Here is a 16,143-nt window from a genome sequence, read left to right as displayed (position 1 = left end):
TGATCGAGCTGGAGTGATCCAGCGCTCTGCTTTGGGGCAATTCGCAAGTTTGCCCCAAAGCAGACGCTCTCCGCACCACACTCAAAAGGCGGCAGTGCGGACAAAGTTACTGTTCATCCGCATTGCCCCAATGTCTGCACCTTGCATTTTCGAGCAACCTCAAATTGACCGACCAGGTCCAATGACTGCGCGAACTAAGAGAGCGATCAAGACACCCGCAGCAACAAAAACCGCCGTCCTTTGACCCAACATCAGCCAACCGTAAGCGGTTAGAATTCCATCGACCTCACGTATCTTGTCGCCCCCTCCAAGCTGGGAAGAGGAATTGGGGTTCATTGACTGCATCAAGCCATAAAGGCGACCAATGACGGTACTGAAAAGTGCGATTAGAAAAGTGATTGCACCACCCCAAACCGCTGCGCGTGCCCATGTTATTTTGTTATGCATAACACGCTTAAGAATGGGTGCCGAAACGAGCCAACTGGCTCCAAATGCGATAGGCAACCCGATTGCGGCTGCCCAAACCATTAGACCCAAAAAGTTTAACAAAGAGCCGTTGCTGATACCCCAAGTGATCGGCGCGGACACAAACAACCAACCCAGTACACCCGAGAGGTTTACAGCGCGAACCCAGTCCCTATGCGAATACGCGTCGGTCTCTTCCATTTTGACGTCCTTTTGTCGGCCTTGCCATCACGCTACGCGACATAGCAGACTTTTGTGTCCCTTGCAGCATCGGTCAATGTGGGCTCACTGCCGACTTTCGCTGCATTGTCGCCCAATGACCGCTTTGGCGCAACGGTCAAACTTTGCAAAGCCCGCTTCCTGCGCAAGGCGGATACTCGGTTCTGCGTTCAAACGACACGAGCGCATCAGAGGTAGACTGGGAAACTTGCGTCAGGTGCAGGCCGCTAGAAGGGCGCTTTGGCGAAGACGCGTATGCCTTTGCCGCCGTCGGGGTGGCGCGGGTGTTTCAGCGACTGTTTGTTGACTTTGACCCAGCTGCTCAACCAGACGGTTGGTAAGCGAGGTGCCCGCTGCCCCCGCGCCTGTCAGGCGCAGGGGGAGCGGTTTCATTAAGCGCTCTTTATGACCGCGTCACAATGCAGGGCCCTAACCGATCGGGTCCTGATCGCTCGCGGCGATGGTGCGTTCGTCTTCTTTTAATTCAAGCCACATTGCATTCATCACGGCAAAAATGGCAGCCAGCGGGAGGCCGAGTATCCAGGCAAAATACCACATAGGGTGTCCTTTCTTCAGTAAACGGAGTGCGAATTTTCAGAAACGTCGGCTTCGGTGACCTTACCCCAGAGCACTTTGTAAACCCAAGCGGTGTAGATCATGATCAGCGGCATGAAGATCAGGGTGGCGACCAACATGACGAATAGTGTCAGATGCGACGAAGAGCTGTTCCAAACAGTCAGCGATGACTGAGGGTCGCTTGATGACGGCATGATGAACGGGAACATTGTCAGCCCGACAGAAGAGATCACTCCGAAGATCGACAGCTTGGAGAACAAGAGCGTCGAGACTTCCCGGCCTGCGCGTAGGCCCAGGAACGTTAGCCCGCCGCCAAGGAAGCCCATGATCGGCGCGATCATGATCCACGGACGGTCGGAGTAGGCTGTCAGCCAGCTCGCGCTGCGCTCGACGTCAAAGTGCAGCGGGTTTGATGGCCCGTTTGTTACGTAGTCGCCCACAATGCGGAAGCCGTCGATGCCGACAGCGAGCCAGATGCCAGCCAAGGCGTAAGCGCCCATGGCAACCAGTGCGGCGACCGACCCGTAGGCACGGGCGCGTGTTTGCACCTCGCCTTCGGCCTTGAGGGTGAGCCACGCTGCGCCGTGCATAAGCAGCATCGCGAGAGACACCACACCAGCCAAGATCGAGAACGGATCAAGCAGGCCGATAAACTTCATATACCAAGCGCCCTCATAGATGGTGTGCAAGTCGTCAGTGAAGTGGAAGGGCACGCCTTGAATGACGTTGCCGACAGCCACACCGAAGAGCAGCGCAGGCACGGCCCCGCTGATGCAGAGCGACCAGTCCCATGCCGCGCGCCAGCGCGCGTCATCCCGCTTGGAGCGATATTTGAACGCCACGGGCCGCACGATAAACGCTGCCAAAATGACAAACATCGCAAGGTAAAAGCCTGAAAAGCTGACCGCGTAGAGCGGCGGCCATGCGGCAAAGATCGCACCGCCGCCAAGGATAAACCAGACTTGGTTGCCTTCCCAGACAGGGCCGACCGTGTTGATCGCCACGCGGCGCTCGATGTCGGTTTTGGCGACGAAAGGCAGCAAGGCCCCAACGCCCATGTCAAACCCGTCGGTCAGCGCAAATCCGATCAGCAGGATGCCAAGCAGCCCCCACCAGATTACACGCAGCAGTTCGTAATTCATAAGTTCATGCAAGATCATGTGCTTTACTCCGCAGGTGTTGCGATGAGGTCGGCATGAGGCCGGCCTGCCAATCGGTCTTGGTGATGTTTGTTCCACGCGTCGGTTTCTTCGACGTCCTGATATGGACCTTTGCGGATGTACTTCAGCATCAGCCCCATCTCGACGATGAACAGGATTGTGTAGAAGAGCACAAAGCCTGCGAGCGTCATGGCAACTTCAGTCATCGACAGCGCCGAGACAGACATGGCCGTTGGCAACACGCCATCGACTGTCCAGGGTTGGCGGCCAAATTCGGCGACAAACCAGCCCAGCTCAGCGGCGATCCATGGTGCCGGAATCATCCAGACAGCCAAGTGGAGTGCGGGGCGCGGGAAGTTCATCCCCTTGAAGGAGGCGCGATAGAAGAAGTAACCCATCGTCGCGATGAAGCCAAACCCGAGGCCCACCATGATGCGGAACGCCCAGAACAGTGGCCAGACCGTTGGCACCGTGTCGTTTGCGGCGGCTTTTATGTGCTCTTCGCTGGCGTCGAGCGGGTTGTCGACGTATTTTTTCAAGAGGTATGCAAACCCAAGATCGGCCGAATGCGCTTCAAACTGCGCGCTCATGGCAGGGTCTACGGCCTCGCGTTTTTCACGCACTTCCAGCAGCGCTTCATAGGCTATCATACCCGACCGGATACGCTTTTCGGCATCTGCCACAAGGTCGTTGATCCCGGGGATTTCCGTTGTCAGCGAGCGCGTCCCGATGAGGCCCATCGCCCATGGAATTTCGATAGCGTAATGCGTCTCGCGCGCCTCCTGATCGGGGAAGCCGACAAGGTTGAACGGAGCGGGAGCGTCGTGGGTTTCCCACATCGCTTCAATCGCGGCGAGCTTCATTTTTTGGCTGTGGGTTGCAGAGTAGCCAGACTCATCGCCCAGCAGCACGACCGAAAAGGCAGAGGCCAGACCAAAAGCCGCGGCCACAGTCATAGACCGGCGCGCCAGCTCAACGTGGCGGTTGCGCAGCAGATACCAAGCCGAAACGCCCAGCACAAAGACCGAGGCTGTCACGTAGCCCGCCGAAACGGTGTGGACGAATTTGGCTTGCGCCACTTCGTTGAAAATCACTGCGAAGAAATCGGTCATCTCCATGCGCATCGTCATCGGGTTAAATTCGGCCCCGACTGGGTTTTGCATCCAGCCGTTGGCGATCAGGATCCAGAGGGCAGAAAAGTTGGAGCCGATGGCAACCAGCCACGCCACAGCCAAGTGCGCAACTTTGCTCAGCTTGTCCCATCCGAAGAAGAACAGGCCAACAAATGTCGCCTCAAGGAAGAAGGCCATCAGCCCTTCAAGCGCAAGGGGTGCCCCGAAAATGTCACCCACATAGTGACTGTAGTAGCTCCAGTTCATGCCGAACTGGAATTCCATCGTGATGCCCGTCGCGACGCCAAGGGCAAAGTTGATGCCAAACAGCATCCCCCAAAACTTGGTCATTTGCCGCCAGATCGGGCGGTTGGTCATAACATAGACCGTCTCCATGATTGCCACGAGGACCGAAAGGCCCAAAGTCAGCGGTACAAAGAGGAAGTGATACATGGCTGTCGTCGCAAATTGCAGGCGCGACAGCTCGACGATACCGAATTCCATATCAACAGCTCCATTTTTCGAAGGTGCGAATCCCTTCGAGTTAAATTCCGATACTGGAATGTAACGAGCCGGGTGGTGTTTAGAATTGATCCAAATCAATAAGACATATCTTTGATATATCTTATTGAAGAGATATCGTTCGGTTGGCAAATTCGATTTCTACGGCTTGGTGGGCCGCGATCAGGATGGCTGACTCGGGTAGAAAGCGTCGAATAGCTTGCAGGGCTTTCCCAGCAGTTTCAGCGTCGAGCCCTTCTGTTGGCTCGTCTAGCAGCAAAACCTTGGGGCGCTTGAGGAGCGCGCGCGCCAGAGTGAGCCTGCGAGCTTCACCGCCTGACAGGGCCTGGCCGCGTGGGCCAAGCTGTGTCTCCAGGCCGTCGCGCGCCTTGAGGGTGGCGGCGAGTTGCACCACCTCCAACACCTGCCATAGAGCCGTGTCGTCGCATTCGGGCGCCACAAGGCGCAAGGCCTCGCGCACTGTCCCTGACATCAAGGCACTGCGCTGCGGGAGCAGCGTGACGATCTGGCGCAGCGCTTGCTCGTCCCACGCATCTATAGGTTGCCCCCCTAAGAGGATGTGCCCGTCAGCCACAGGGTGCAGCTGGGCAATGGCCAGCAAAAGCGTCGACTTGCCTGCACCACTTGGCCCTGTCAGGGCAACAGTTTCGCCCGCGGCCAAGCTGAAGCTCAGGCCCGAGACGATCTGCATGTCAGATTGGGGACGGTGCAGTGCCACCTTGTCACACACCAGAGGCAGCACGGGTTGCTCAGCAGGCGTGCCAGCACTCGTAGCGACGTCAACGAGGTCGCGCGACACGCGCCGTGCGGCTTCGGTCATGCGACCGATCTCACTTGCGGCACGTTGCATAGGGGCGATGGTTTCTGCCAGAGCCAGAGTTGCAAAAAAGCCCAAGGCTGCAAAGGCGGGCTCGATCGTCCCGTCCTGTGCCATTTGGATGCCAAGCCACAAGCTCCCCCCCGCAACAACGTAGCCAAGCATCTGGATGGCCGCGCCGGCGAGGCGCTCGGCGTGCTCTTGTTGACGTCGCAACTCTGTTCGGCGGGTGTCTGCCGCGATGGTTGCCGCAGCTTGTGCCGTCAGTTGGCCATAGACTGCCAAGTCAGAACGGGCGCGAATGAGATCAATAAGGCGCGCGCGAAACGCCTGTGCAGCCACTTCTGCGCGACGTGACAGGGGAGCAGCCCTGCGCATGGTGCGCCAAAAAATGAGGGTCATTCCAACCGAATAGCCCAGCAAAACCCAGAGCGCGACAGGCAGGCCGACAAGCGCCCAAAGCGCGAAAAAGGACACCGCCTGCGTCGTCATCCCGGCCAGAACCGGCAACACCAAGCGCAAGGGCACACCGTCAAGCGCATCGACGTCGGCCGTCAAGCGGTTCAATGCCTGCGCGCCCCTGAGGTGCACCATGCGCGTGTAGGGGGCCGAGAGCAAACCGCTCAGAAGGCGCGTCCGCAAGACCTCTAGCGCCCTGAGTGTTGCATCGTGTGTCAAAACCCGTTCGCCATAGCGCGCCGCCGCGCGGCCAAGGGCGAGAAACCGCACCATGGCTGAAGGGCGGAAAACGTCAAAGACCGTTCCCAATCCTGCAAGGCCAGCTGCTGCAGCGGCGGTGATAAACCACCCTGACAGGCCGAGCAAAGCCACGCCCATGATGAGAACAATGGCGCTTAACAAGGCGCCGCGCCAGAAGGCCACGGGATGCTCGCGTTGGATCATCAAGAAAATCTGCCAGAGCGGTTTCATGCGAGATCTCCGATCTTGATGATCCGATCCATACGAGCGGCAAGGCCACTGTCATGTGTCGCAACAACGAGGGTTGCGCCGCGTCTGGCCTGCGACACGAGGCCGTTGATCACGGCTTGCGCTGTGATGTCATCCAAGTCGGCCGTTGGTTCGTCTGCGAGGATGACACTGGGTGCGCCGTATATGGCACGCGCCAGTGTGAGCCGCCGCGCCTCGCCCCCCGACAATCCACCTCCGGTTTCGCCTAAACGCGTGTTGAGCCCCTGCGGCAGAGCCGCCACAACGTCGGAAATTGCGGCGTGGTGTAAGGCTGTCTCGATGTCGCCTTGGCGGCCAAGTGTCAGATTCTTGCGCAGGCTGGCGTTGAGAAAATGCGGAGCCTGCGGCATCCAGCCAACGCGCGCGCGCCAAGCATCTGCGGTTTGCTCAGACAGCGGCGTACCAGCGACTGTCACCACGCCAGAAGCTGGCGGTGCAAGCCCGGCCATAAAGCGCAAAGCTGTCGTTTTGCCCGCACCGCTTGGGCCGACCAAGGCAACGGTTTCACCTTCCTTGATTTCGATGTCGGGAAGCCTCAGCCCACTGGGAAGAAAGCAGCCCTTCAGGCTGATCATAGCGGGCCCTTGCAAGGCCGTTGCTGGCCCTCCGTCTCCGAGTAGTGACGGTGTGTCGCCAGCCTCCCATTCGGAAAGTTCTTTGGCCACCGCATCGGCAGAGGCCTTGTCGTGCCAAGCGCCGGACAGGTCGCGAAGCGGCTGGTAGTATTCTGGTGCCAGCAAGAGCAAAAAGATGCCTGCGCGAGGTGACAGGGCCTCGCCCCATGTGCCAAACTCGAGCACGCCGAGCAAAGAAAACCCGACATAGACAGCCACCATTGCAACCCCGATTGCGGCGAACAGCTCAAGCACGGTTGACGACAGAAAGGCGACGCGCAGAACAGCCATGGTGCGTTGCCGAAGATCACCTGCCTGGCTTGAAAACTCTGACATCACAGTGGTGTTTGCACCCAAAAGGCGAATATCAACAAGCGCCGACAACCGTTCAACCAGCATGTCGTTCAGGCTCCCAATCTCTGACATCTGTTTCTCACTGGCCTCTTTTGCAGCATATCCCACGAGCGCCATGAACACCGGTATAAGGGGGCCAGATATCAGCAGCACAATCGCAACGGCCCACGATTGCCAGAGCGCCAAAGCAAAGATGAAGAGGGGCAAGACCATCACCCGGGCCTGCGCAGGCGCGTAGCGGGTCACGTAAGGCCCGAGCATATCAAGCTTTTCGCTGGCCAGGGCAGAGATGCTGCCCGCACCCCCAAACGGGCTGTCAGAGGCGCGTTGTGCCTCGGCGTGCACGAGACGTGCGCGGGCCGAGGTTATGGCGACTTCGGCGGCTGCGTCAGCGTGGATGTCTGCGCGCAGACCCAGAAGCGCGCGCAGGGCGCCCAATAGAATGAAACCCGCGCCTGCCAAGCTCGCGGACACAACGGCCCCGTTCAAAAGGCCGTCTAGCGCATAGGCGACGATTGCCGCCTGCGCAGGCCATATCAAGCTTGCAAGCACAGACAGTGCACTGGCACGCCGAGGCTCTGTTGCTGTCCATTTGTTCAAAGCGCTTATAGCCGTGCGCGGGGCCTGTTTTTTGAGTGTCGGCACCAGAACCTCTTAATGTGAATCTAAAATACCTATTATATCGTTCAGGCGCGGCTCAAGCTGATCTGGATCAAATTGCGTAACAATCTTTTGGGCACATTTCCGCGAGGGCAGCGCTTGGGGGGCAGTCACCCTTCAGGTCTGGTCACTGTAGGTTTTCCCGATGGTCTGCGCTGTGGTTTGCAGCTGCGCCAAGTGATCTTTGACCACCGCTTCCAAACAGTGGTTGTTGGCGTTCCAGACCAGATTGATGGCACCAACCGGCGCGCCCTCTGCAATAATGGGAACGGCTATGGCCGCGGGGAGCGCCCCGTAGTCGACGGCCCGCCCCCAGTGGCCCGGCGAGCGGACAGCATAGCCGCGTGCGCCAATGGTGCTGAGGATATCCGGCAGTTGGGGCAAGGCTTTGGTCTCGTCGCGCGGCAACTGGTCAACGAGCTCTTGCAGGGCTATCGCGCGTTTTGCGGCGGTCATTGCATAGAGATAAGCCGCGCCTAAAGCAGACAGGATGGGCGAGGGGCGGAACCCGACAACATCAGGATATATTGCGTGAACTTTGAAAACGCGGGATGTATCGACGATCTCGACACGCCCGCCGCCTGTTTCGGCGGCCAGGTCGCTGGCCAAACCTGTTTCTTGGCTCAGCTTTACGATCTCGCCCTTTCCGATCGCGACAAGTTTGTCGACGCGGTTCGGCTTTCCTGCGCCATGGGGAAAGGCCGAGCCAAGCTGATAGCAGCCGTCGCTGCTTTGGCGAAACAACCACCTGCGTTGCTCAAGTGTTTTGCAGATGCGCAATACGGTCGGCTTTGGCAAGCCTGTGCGCGCAGCCAGCGCACCAAGCGGTATTCTGCCGCAAGTGTGGACAACTTCAAGAACGGACATCCCCCGCTCGATGGATCGGTTTAGTTTTGTCATTGCATAATTCCACCTGGTGAAATCCTTATTCGACATGGGAACGGCTGTCCAATAGCCTCTGAGAGGCCCACACACCTCGACGGGAGATCGAGGCGTACTGGAAACGGGGGCAAGGGAGGACGCCGTGACTATTCTGAACAAATCCGCGCTTGCGGACAAAGCCGTGTTGATCTTGTCGCTGATTGTGATTGGCGTCGTGCTGTATGTGTCTGTGTTTGGCGTGTTTTCTGATTCCTACCTGCGGGTCGGAATGCTGTTGGTTGGCGGTTTGCTGATCATTCTATCAGGCTCCCGAAAATCGCGCAGCTTGTGGGACAGCATGTTGCTTTTGGGTGTAACTGTGGCGCTTGGCCTGAGTGTCTATCAGTATTTTCGCGCGGCTGAAGAGATCGAGACGGGTCTTTATTTCCTGACGTCGACGGATATCTGGATGGGCCTGCTCGGCCTTTTCGCCGTTGTCGAGCTGACGCGCAGATCGGTCGGGATGGTTATGGCGTCGGTTGCAGGGATCGTGTTGGCCTATGGGGCCTTCGGGCATCTGGCCCCCGGCTTTCTTCGCCATGCCGGAATTTCGACTGAAGAGTTGATGACTGTACTGTGGTTCTCTTTTGACGGTGTCTTTGGCCGACCGATGGCCACTGTCGTATCAACCATCCTGATTTTCATCCTGTTCGGCTCTCTGCTTGAGCTGCTTGCGATCGACTTTGTGCTCGTGCGCCTTGCTTTGGCCGCCACGGGCCGCCTGAGATCGGGCCCGGCTGCTGCTGCGACTGTGGCCAGCGGACTCTTTGGCACGATCTCCGGATCAGCTGTGGCGAATGTGGTTGGAACAGGTGTCATCACCATTCCGCTGATCAAGCGACGGGGCTTCTCTCCGCGGTTTGCGGCGGCGGTGGAATCTGCCGCCTCAAGCGGGGGTCAGATCACTCCGCCGATCATGGGGGCGGTCGCTTTCATTATGGCTGATGTGACGAACGTGCCATATCTGACAATTTGCGCTGCAGCCGCTGTGCCTGCGATGCTTTACTACGGCGGTCTTTTCGTTGCGATCTCCAGTGCGGCGCGCAACATGGATCTGGATGAGGAAAAACAACCGCCCATTTCGTTCAACTGGCGCGAACTTGTTCAGATGGCGGTTTTTGTTATTTCGCTTACGGGCATCGTCGTCACCATGGTTGGGGGCGCTTCTGCCGCCTATGCAGGCTTTGTCGGCGTCAGCCTTGCAACGGTTCTGGGGTTTGCCATTCGGCCTGATCTCATTCTCGATGGCCAAGCTTGGCTCAAATTTATCCGCTCGACAGGTCTGATCTCGGCGCAGCTGGTGGTGATTGTGGGCGCAGTTGGTATTGTTATCGGCGTTCTCAACCTGACGGGTGTTGGCCTACGCTTTGCCTCGCTTCTGTCTAGCCTCGCCGAAGACCAGCTGATCCTGTCGCTGATCCTGATGGCTATCGCCTGCCTGTTGCTAGGCATGGGCATGCCAACGGTGCCGGCCTATCTGATCATTGTTCTGGTCATGGGGCCTTCGTTGCAAAAGCTGGGCGTGCCGATTGTTCATACACATATGTTCGTTCTTTATTTCGGGGTTCTATCCGCGATCACACCACCTGTCGCGCTGGCGGCTTTTGCGGCGGCTCCTATCGCGGGGTCGTCTCCTATGGGGACGGCTCTTGAGGCATCAAGGCTTGCGCTTCCGGGCTTTGTGATCCCCTTTGCGTTCATTTTCAATCCGGCGCTTTTGCTCGGAACAGGCTTTCCTTTGGCTGAGTCAGCACAGGCAATCTTTTTTGTGCTGCTCGCGACAATTCTGATCTCGCGTGCCTGCTACCCGCGCCGTGGCAAAGGCTACATGGTGCCTTTGGGGCTGGGTTTGGCGGCGGCGCTTATCTTCTTCGGGACGCTCGTGTCGTGGCTCGCAGCGATTGCGGCCATGGGCCTGATGCTTTTTGACCGACTGGAACTGAAAACGAAAACTTCATGATAATAGGGAGGACCAATACATGAAGACGACCAACCTCAACCGCCGCTCGGTGCTGGCAAGCGCTGTTGCCGCTTCAGCACTCGCAGTGTTGCCGCGTGCTGCTATGGCAAAAGAACTGATGCGGATGTCAACTCTTGGGCCGGGCACCACACCAAACCTTGTGATGACGACCTTCGCCAATATCATCAACCGCGAGTTGCCTGACTATGAAATTCAGGTCAACGCAACAGGGGCAGCCACACGCCACGTCTTGGAAGTGGCACAGGGAAAAACCGCGTTTTGCATGACGTCGCCTGCGTTGCAGGCCTTGATGTCCAATCAAAAGGCGATGTTTGCAAAGATGGATCAAGCGCCCGAGCTGGCCAAGAAACTGCGCGCTGTGCTGAACTTCCCGATGGGTGTTTACCACATCGCAACCTACGAATCTTCGGGCATCAGCTCGATAGAGGATGTGCGCGGCAAGCGGGTTTTCCTCGGCCCTCCCGGTGGTGCGGCTTACTCCACGATGGCGCGGCTCTTCAAAGCTGTGGCTGGTCTGGAAGCAGGTACAGACTATGAGGCCGTTAAGCTCGGCTGGGACGCTGCGGCGGCCTCCTTTCAGGATGGCAACCTTGATGTCTATTGCAACCCGACAAACGCCCCAAGCCCCGTTCTGACGCAGATCGCCGTGACCAATGAAGTTCGCTTCCTCGGAATTCCCGAGGACAAGCTAGCCTCTGAAGGCGTTCAGGCGTTGGTGAACCGTCCCGGATTTGGGTTGGGTGTTTTGCCAGCTGGTGTTTACGGCGACAACCAGAAGAACGAAAGTGACACGACAACACTTCGCGTCACGGTCGGCATCGTGACCAATGAGACAGCGGACGAGGCGATGGTCTATGAAATGACCAAGGCCTTCTTTGCGGGTGTTGCCGAGATGGGCGACAGCGCACCGTGGCTCAAGGCTGTCAATCCGGAAGCAGCTGTCGCTGACATCAACATGCCTCTGCATCCAGGCGCCTTGCGTGCGCTTGAAGAGCTGGGCGTGTCGATCCCTGACGCCGCTCGCATGTAAATGAAACGGGTCGGGGTGGCAGCACCCTGACCATCTCTTCAGGTGAATCTCCCAATGTCCAAGAACGTTCTTTTCATAATGTGTGATCAACTCCGCTGGGACTATCTGTCCTGTACAGGACACCCGCATCTGCACACGCCGCATATCGATGCGCTGGCAAAGCGCGGCGTCTTGTTTGACCGCGCCTATGTGCAATCCCCGATCTGCGGCCCCTCGCGTATGTCTTTTTACACGGGGCGCTACGCCAGTTCACATGGCTCCACTTGGAACAATATCCCGCTGAAGGTGGGTGAAATGACGCTGGGAGACCATTTGCGCCCCCTCGGAGTGCGCACAGCGCTCTGTGGCAAAACCCACATGACAGCCGATGTTGAAGGCATGCGCCGCCTCGGGCTGGCGCCAGATAGCGAGATCGGCATCTTGGTCTCTGAATGCGGCTTCGAGCCCTATGAGCGCGATGATGGCCTGCACCCTGATGGCCCCCGCTATGCGCGCAACGATGCCTATGATGACCACATGAAAGAGCGTGGCTGGCCAGACGACAACCCTTGGCAAAGCGTCGCGAACAGCGCGGAAGACGATGACGGAAATATCCTGAGCGGCTGGTTTCTCGACAATGCCGATAAACCCGCGCGTGCCGCCGATGAGGAGAGCGAAACGCCCTACATCACAGGCCGTGCGATGGATTTCATCCGCGATGCCGGAGATAAGCCTTGGTGTCTGCACCTGAGTTATATCAAGCCGCACTGGCCCTATATTGTGCCAGCTCCCTATCACGACATGTATGGCCCGGAGACCCACCTCTCTCCTGTGCGCACTGCTGCAGAAAAAGCCGACCCCCACCCTGTTTACGGTGCCTTTATGGAAGAGCGGGTGTCGCGCGCCTTTAGCGACGACACGGCTCGCACCCGTGTTCTGACGGCCTACATGGGGCTGATTAAGCAGCTTGATGACCAAATTGGCCGCCTCATGGCCTTTGTGGATGAACAGGGTATTTCCGATGAGACGATGATTGTCTTCACCTCTGACCATGGCGATTATCTCGGTGATCACTGGATGGGCGAAAAGGAGTTGTTCCACGATGCGTCGTCGCGCATCCCGCTGATCGTTGTTGACCCTCGCCCTGAAGCGGATGCAACGCGCGGGCAGACATCTTCGGCTTTGGTTGAGGCGATTGATGTCACCCCGACGATACTCGACTTTTTCGGCGGTGCTGAGGTGCCCCATATTATTGAAGGCAGATCGCTGCGGCCATTGCTGCACGCAGAGCAGAGCAAGGTGCGGGACTTTGCTGTATCTGAGTATGATTATTCGATGCGCGATGTGCGCAAACGGCTTGGCGTTGAGGTTAAGGATGCCAAGCTGACGATGTTGTTTGACGGGCAGTGGAAATACATCTTTGCCGAAGGGTTCCGCCCCATGCTCTTTGACTTGAAGGCAGACCCTGACGAACTCAGAGATCTGGGCGCAGACCCTGCGCATAGTGGCGAGGTGGCGCGGCTTGAACGGCTCTTCTTTGACTGGGCGCGGCGGACATCACAACGCACAACCATTTCGGATGCCACAATCGCCGCGCGAGATCCTGTTTTGGGGGAAGCCAAAGCAGGTATCCTGATCGGCTATCGCAACGAGAGCGAGCTGCGCGAGGTTCTGGACCAAGCCAAAGAGACCACGAGACCACCGCAGAAGCCGCTCTGAAAGCACGCTTGATGAAAAATTGCCGTTGCGCGCTGGGTCGCACAATGGCTTGCTTGAGAGCCTTGCGGTTTTCGCGACGAGGCCGCTGGCTTCAACGTCGTCTCTGGTGGCACAAACCATCAGGATGCGGGGTTTTCTGTTTTCGAAAGACGCCTGTGGAAGGACACGGTGCAGCCATTGAGCGATAGTGTGCAGCATCATGTGCTTTGGGCTCAAAGCAGACATCAACTTCCGGAATGTGGACACCCCAGCCTTTAGCCTCACCAAGGTGAAGGTTGGCTTGATCCGGGGGGCTCTACAAAGATACCTCGCCGGGGAGCCGACTGACGTTGGCGGGATCATGCGAAGGGTTTGTGGTGAACGGGGCTCGCAAGAGCAGACCGCTTATAGCTGCAAAGCGATCCGTGGTTTGCGCCCCGAATGGCGCGATGCCTCAGAATTGTCGTGGTTTAATCTTGCGAATTTCAAATTATCGCAAGTTTTGGCCTTTATACCATCAAGGGTAGGTATTGTTTTCGAATGGGTCGTATCCTTGCATGGATGTTTTTTCATAGCCAGTTCGCGCGTTGCGCAGACCGTCCAGTCTTGGGCGGGCCTGTGCCCAATGTGCACAGGCTGACGTGCTGAGGCTTCGGCCCTCGGACGTTCTGTCGACTTTAGCAAAAACACCCCCGCCAAGACCGACAAAACACCCATTGCCTGCCTGTTTGCGGCCACATCTGCTGCGATCTGCGCATTGGGTCTCCCAAAGAAAACAGCCACTTGGGCCAGCGTCCCGGCCAATACTGTCGCGTCTTTGATCCATGCATGCGTTGCAAAGACAACATTGTCACTGGCGCTTGATCATGAGGAATAGCCCGCCATGACAACCTACACCGTCACAGCTGCCAACTACAACAGTTCTGCATTCTGGTCCGCTATCAGCGAATCCACATCGGGACATGTTCTTGACTTAACTGGCCTGCCCTCGTCATTCGTAGTGTCAGTCCAGCAGGATATTAACGAGATATGGATCGCGGACGGCAGCTTCGTGTACAAGATTGGCGAAGCAGGTTCGGGGGCAAATTTCACGCTCGGCGCGCCAACCGATATGGATTTCTTCTCCGAAGTTCGGGTCGGCGACTCGCCAGCATGGCTTTTGGGATCCTCTGAAAATGAAACGCTGCTCAGCGGTGCGGGCAATGACACAATTGAAGGCGGCGATGGCGCCGACGATATCAATGGCGGCGCGGGTGACGATACGCTCGACGGGGGGGGCGGAGACGATACGCTCAGGGGCGACGCGGGCGACAACCTTATCTCTGGCGGCGATGGCAACGACAGGATTGTCAGCCGATCGAACTTTCGCGATACAATCGAAGGCGGCGCGGGTGACGATTACATCACCACCGGCAACCTTGAGCAATATGTCGATGGCGGGGCTGGCAGCGACACAATCATCGACTCCGACATTGCTGGCACCTCGGAAACTGACACGCTGCTTGGGGGGATGGGAGCGATACCATCGTGTCCAACTTTTCGGGTACAGGGAACCTCGAAAACGGGGATCTGATCGATGGTGGCGCTGGCTCTGACAGTCTGACGGGGGGCAGTGCCGACGACACGATCATCGGCGGTCAGGCCCGCGATACCATCAATGCGGGTGCGGGCGACGATGTCGTATATGATGATAATATCGACTTCTCGACTGGTTCGATTGCATCCGAGGATGTGGTCGACCTCGGGGCTGGCGATGACGTGTTCATCGGGACAGGCCGCGGCTTGGGGGACCAGGACACGATCTTTGGGGGTGCCGGAAACGATACAATCAATGTGCGTCAGTCTTTTGGCACAGTCTTTGGCGGCGATGGCGACGATGTCATTACAAGCGAAGACGAAGATCCGACCTTTGGTGATTTCCTGAGCGGTGGTGCTGGCAATGACACCATCACCGGCGCCAATACCGACGATACAATCGTCGGTGGCGATGGTGACGATCTGTTGTCGGGACGTGAGAATACCGACACGCTTGAAGGGGGCGCGGGCAACGACACCCTTGAAGGCGGGGCCGATGACGACCTGCTAACGGGCGGTGAAGGTGACGACACCTTCATCCACGCCGCAGGAGACGGCAACGATACGATCACCGATTTCAACACCGGCAACAGCGGCACGCTCAGCGACGGCATCAGCACCAACAACGATTCCATCGACCTGTCGGCTTTCTATGACTACGTCTGGGAACTGCACGCAGACCAAGCTGACGACGGTGTTCTGAACCAGTCCAACGACGGGGTCGACGGCGTTGATTATGCCAATAACGCGAGCTTTGGCAGTGGCAGCCTGACCTTCACTGGCGCGTCTGCAGACAACACCAGCTTCACGAACGAGAACACTGGCGTGGTCTGCTTCGCCTCGGGCACTGCCATCCGAACCCCCGCGGGGGAGGTCTTGGTCGAGACCCTTCGAGCGGGCGATCTGGTAACGGCGCATGATCACGGGCCGTCGAAGGTCCTCTGGATCGGCTGCACCGAAGTTGTCCTGCAGGAAGGTCAGGTTGACCCCGGTCGCACGCCTGTGCGCATCAAGCCTGATGCCGCCTCGGGCGAGCGGGCGCTTCTGGTCTCACCGCAGCATTGCCTGATGATGACGGACGCGACTGGCCAAAACGTCTTGGTCCGCGCGCGTCATCTGGCTGAAGAGACCCAGCTGGCCGCCTTTGCACGGGGCCGCAGCATGGTGACCTATTGGCACGTGCTTTTGGAACAGCACAGCGTCCTGATCTCGCAGGGGCGTCCCAGCGAAAGCTCCTATCCCGGCCCGCATGAGATGGCCATGATGGCCGCGACCGAGCGCACCCGCTTGCTCAGCGCGCTGCCCGCGCTCCGAACCGCTCCGGTTGAGGCGGCCTACGGTCCGCGAACGTTGAAAGTTCTCACCCGTTCTGAAGTGCGCAGCAGCGCACAGGCCGGCGCATTTGCCTTCGCCTCTCCACATGAGCCTGTCCTGCCCGAGCCGACTGAATACCGAAGCCAGTTCGTCGCCTGATCACACGTGTTTTGAAGG

12 protein-coding genes are annotated in these 16,143 nt (G+C 58.1%); 5 read left to right on the top strand and 7 right to left on the bottom strand.

The genetic code is table 11. From position 1 onward, the window contains the following. Nucleotides 1-159 precede the first annotated feature (159 nt). The 7 genes from ACTG3X_RS12015 to ACTG3X_RS11985 form a co-directional block, all read right to left on the bottom strand. On the bottom strand, nt 160-666 hold the full coding sequence (locus tag ACTG3X_RS12015) for a hypothetical protein (RefSeq protein WP_439111517.1): 507 nt from the start codon (nt 664-666) through the stop codon (nt 160-162). A 447-nt stretch (nt 667-1,113) separates the two neighbouring features. Beyond that, nucleotides 1,114-1,242: a cytochrome bd-I oxidase subunit CydX gene (gene cydX / locus ACTG3X_RS12010; RefSeq protein WP_439111516.1), complete on the bottom strand. Its 129-nt coding sequence runs from the start codon at nt 1,240-1,242 to the stop codon at nt 1,114-1,116. Between the two features lie 14 nt (nt 1,243-1,256). After that, nucleotides 1,257-2,420 (bottom strand): cytochrome d ubiquinol oxidase subunit II, encoded by a 1,164-nt coding sequence (gene cydB, locus ACTG3X_RS12005; protein WP_439111515.1) that lies wholly within the window; start codon nt 2,418-2,420, stop codon nt 1,257-1,259. Nucleotides 2,421-2,425: 5 nt separating this feature from the next. Next, entirely contained in the window at nt 2,426-4,036 is a 1,611-nt protein-coding gene (locus ACTG3X_RS12000) for a cytochrome ubiquinol oxidase subunit I (protein ID WP_439111514.1), read from the bottom strand. Between the two features lie 121 nt (nt 4,037-4,157). Beyond that, nucleotides 4,158-5,801: an amino acid ABC transporter ATP-binding/permease protein gene (locus ACTG3X_RS11995; RefSeq protein WP_439111513.1), complete on the bottom strand. Its 1,644-nt coding sequence runs from the start codon at nt 5,799-5,801 to the stop codon at nt 4,158-4,160. Further along, nucleotides 5,798-7,453 carry a thiol reductant ABC exporter subunit CydD gene (cydD, locus tag ACTG3X_RS11990; RefSeq protein ID WP_439111512.1) on the bottom strand — a complete coding sequence of 552 codons (1,656 nt, stop codon included), beginning with the start codon at nt 7,451-7,453 and terminating at the stop codon, nt 5,798-5,800. Before cydD ends, ACTG3X_RS11995 begins: the two co-directional genes overlap by 4 nt. 132 nt (nt 7,454-7,585) lie before the next feature. Beyond that, nucleotides 7,586-8,368, bottom strand: a complete 783-nt coding sequence (locus ACTG3X_RS11985; protein WP_439111511.1) for an IclR family transcriptional regulator — start codon at nt 8,366-8,368, stop codon at nt 7,586-7,588. Between the two features lie 124 nt (nt 8,369-8,492). Here ACTG3X_RS11985 and ACTG3X_RS11980 point away from each other — a divergent pair, with 124 nt between their 5' ends. From ACTG3X_RS11980 to ACTG3X_RS11960, 5 genes are all read left to right on the top strand, one after another. Further along, nucleotides 8,493-10,349 carry a TRAP transporter permease gene (locus tag ACTG3X_RS11980; protein WP_439111510.1) on the top strand — a complete coding sequence of 619 codons (1,857 nt, stop codon included), beginning with the start codon at nt 8,493-8,495 and terminating at the stop codon, nt 10,347-10,349. 19 nt (nt 10,350-10,368) lie between these two features. Further along, entirely contained in the window at nt 10,369-11,400 is a 1,032-nt protein-coding gene (locus tag ACTG3X_RS11975; RefSeq protein WP_439111509.1) for a TAXI family TRAP transporter solute-binding subunit, read from the top strand. Between the two features lie 54 nt (nt 11,401-11,454). Continuing rightward, nucleotides 11,455-13,098 (top strand): alkaline phosphatase family protein, encoded by a 1,644-nt coding sequence (locus ACTG3X_RS11970; RefSeq protein ID WP_439111508.1) that lies wholly within the window; start codon nt 11,455-11,457, stop codon nt 13,096-13,098. 862 nt (nt 13,099-13,960) lie between these two features. Next, nucleotides 13,961-14,650: a calcium-binding protein gene (locus ACTG3X_RS11965; protein WP_439111507.1), complete on the top strand. Its 690-nt coding sequence runs from the start codon at nt 13,961-13,963 to the stop codon at nt 14,648-14,650. Beyond that, nucleotides 14,605-16,125: a Hint domain-containing protein gene (locus ACTG3X_RS11960; protein WP_439111506.1), complete on the top strand. Its 1,521-nt coding sequence runs from the start codon at nt 14,605-14,607 to the stop codon at nt 16,123-16,125. Before ACTG3X_RS11965 ends, ACTG3X_RS11960 begins: the two co-directional genes overlap by 46 nt. The last annotated feature ends 18 nt before the right edge of the window (nt 16,126-16,143 follow it).

It is taken from the genome of Lentibacter sp. (assembly GCF_965658795.1).
Lineage (GTDB): Bacteria > Pseudomonadota > Alphaproteobacteria > Rhodobacterales > Rhodobacteraceae > Lentibacter.
Note: the sequence above shows the minus strand (reverse complement) of the source record. Positions and strands in the feature narration are given on the sequence as shown.

Excerpts from the sequence above, each read along its gene's own strand:
- ACTG3X_RS12015 (WP_439111517.1), bottom strand. The coding sequence starts at position 666 with ATGGAAGAGACCGACGCGTATTCGCATAGGGACTGGGTTCGCGCTGTA.
- cydX (WP_439111516.1), bottom strand. The coding sequence starts at position 1,242 with ATGTGGTATTTTGCCTGGATACTCGGCCTCCCGCTGGCTGCCATTTTT.
- ACTG3X_RS11970 (WP_439111508.1), top strand. The coding sequence starts at position 11,455 with ATGTCCAAGAACGTTCTTTTCATAATGTGTGATCAACTCCGCTGGGAC.
- cydB (WP_439111515.1), bottom strand. The coding sequence starts at position 2,420 with ATGATCTTGCATGAACTTATGAATTACGAACTGCTGCGTGTAATCTGG.
- ACTG3X_RS11995 (WP_439111513.1), bottom strand. The coding sequence starts at position 5,801 with ATGAAACCGCTCTGGCAGATTTTCTTGATGATCCAACGCGAGCATCCC.
- ACTG3X_RS11975 (WP_439111509.1), top strand. The coding sequence starts at position 10,369 with ATGAAGACGACCAACCTCAACCGCCGCTCGGTGCTGGCAAGCGCTGTT.
- ACTG3X_RS11965 (WP_439111507.1), top strand. The coding sequence starts at position 13,961 with ATGACAACCTACACCGTCACAGCTGCCAACTACAACAGTTCTGCATTC.
- ACTG3X_RS11985 (WP_439111511.1), bottom strand. The coding sequence starts at position 8,368 with ATGACAAAACTAAACCGATCCATCGAGCGGGGGATGTCCGTTCTTGAA.
- ACTG3X_RS12000 (WP_439111514.1), bottom strand. The coding sequence starts at position 4,036 with ATGGAATTCGGTATCGTCGAGCTGTCGCGCCTGCAATTTGCGACGACA.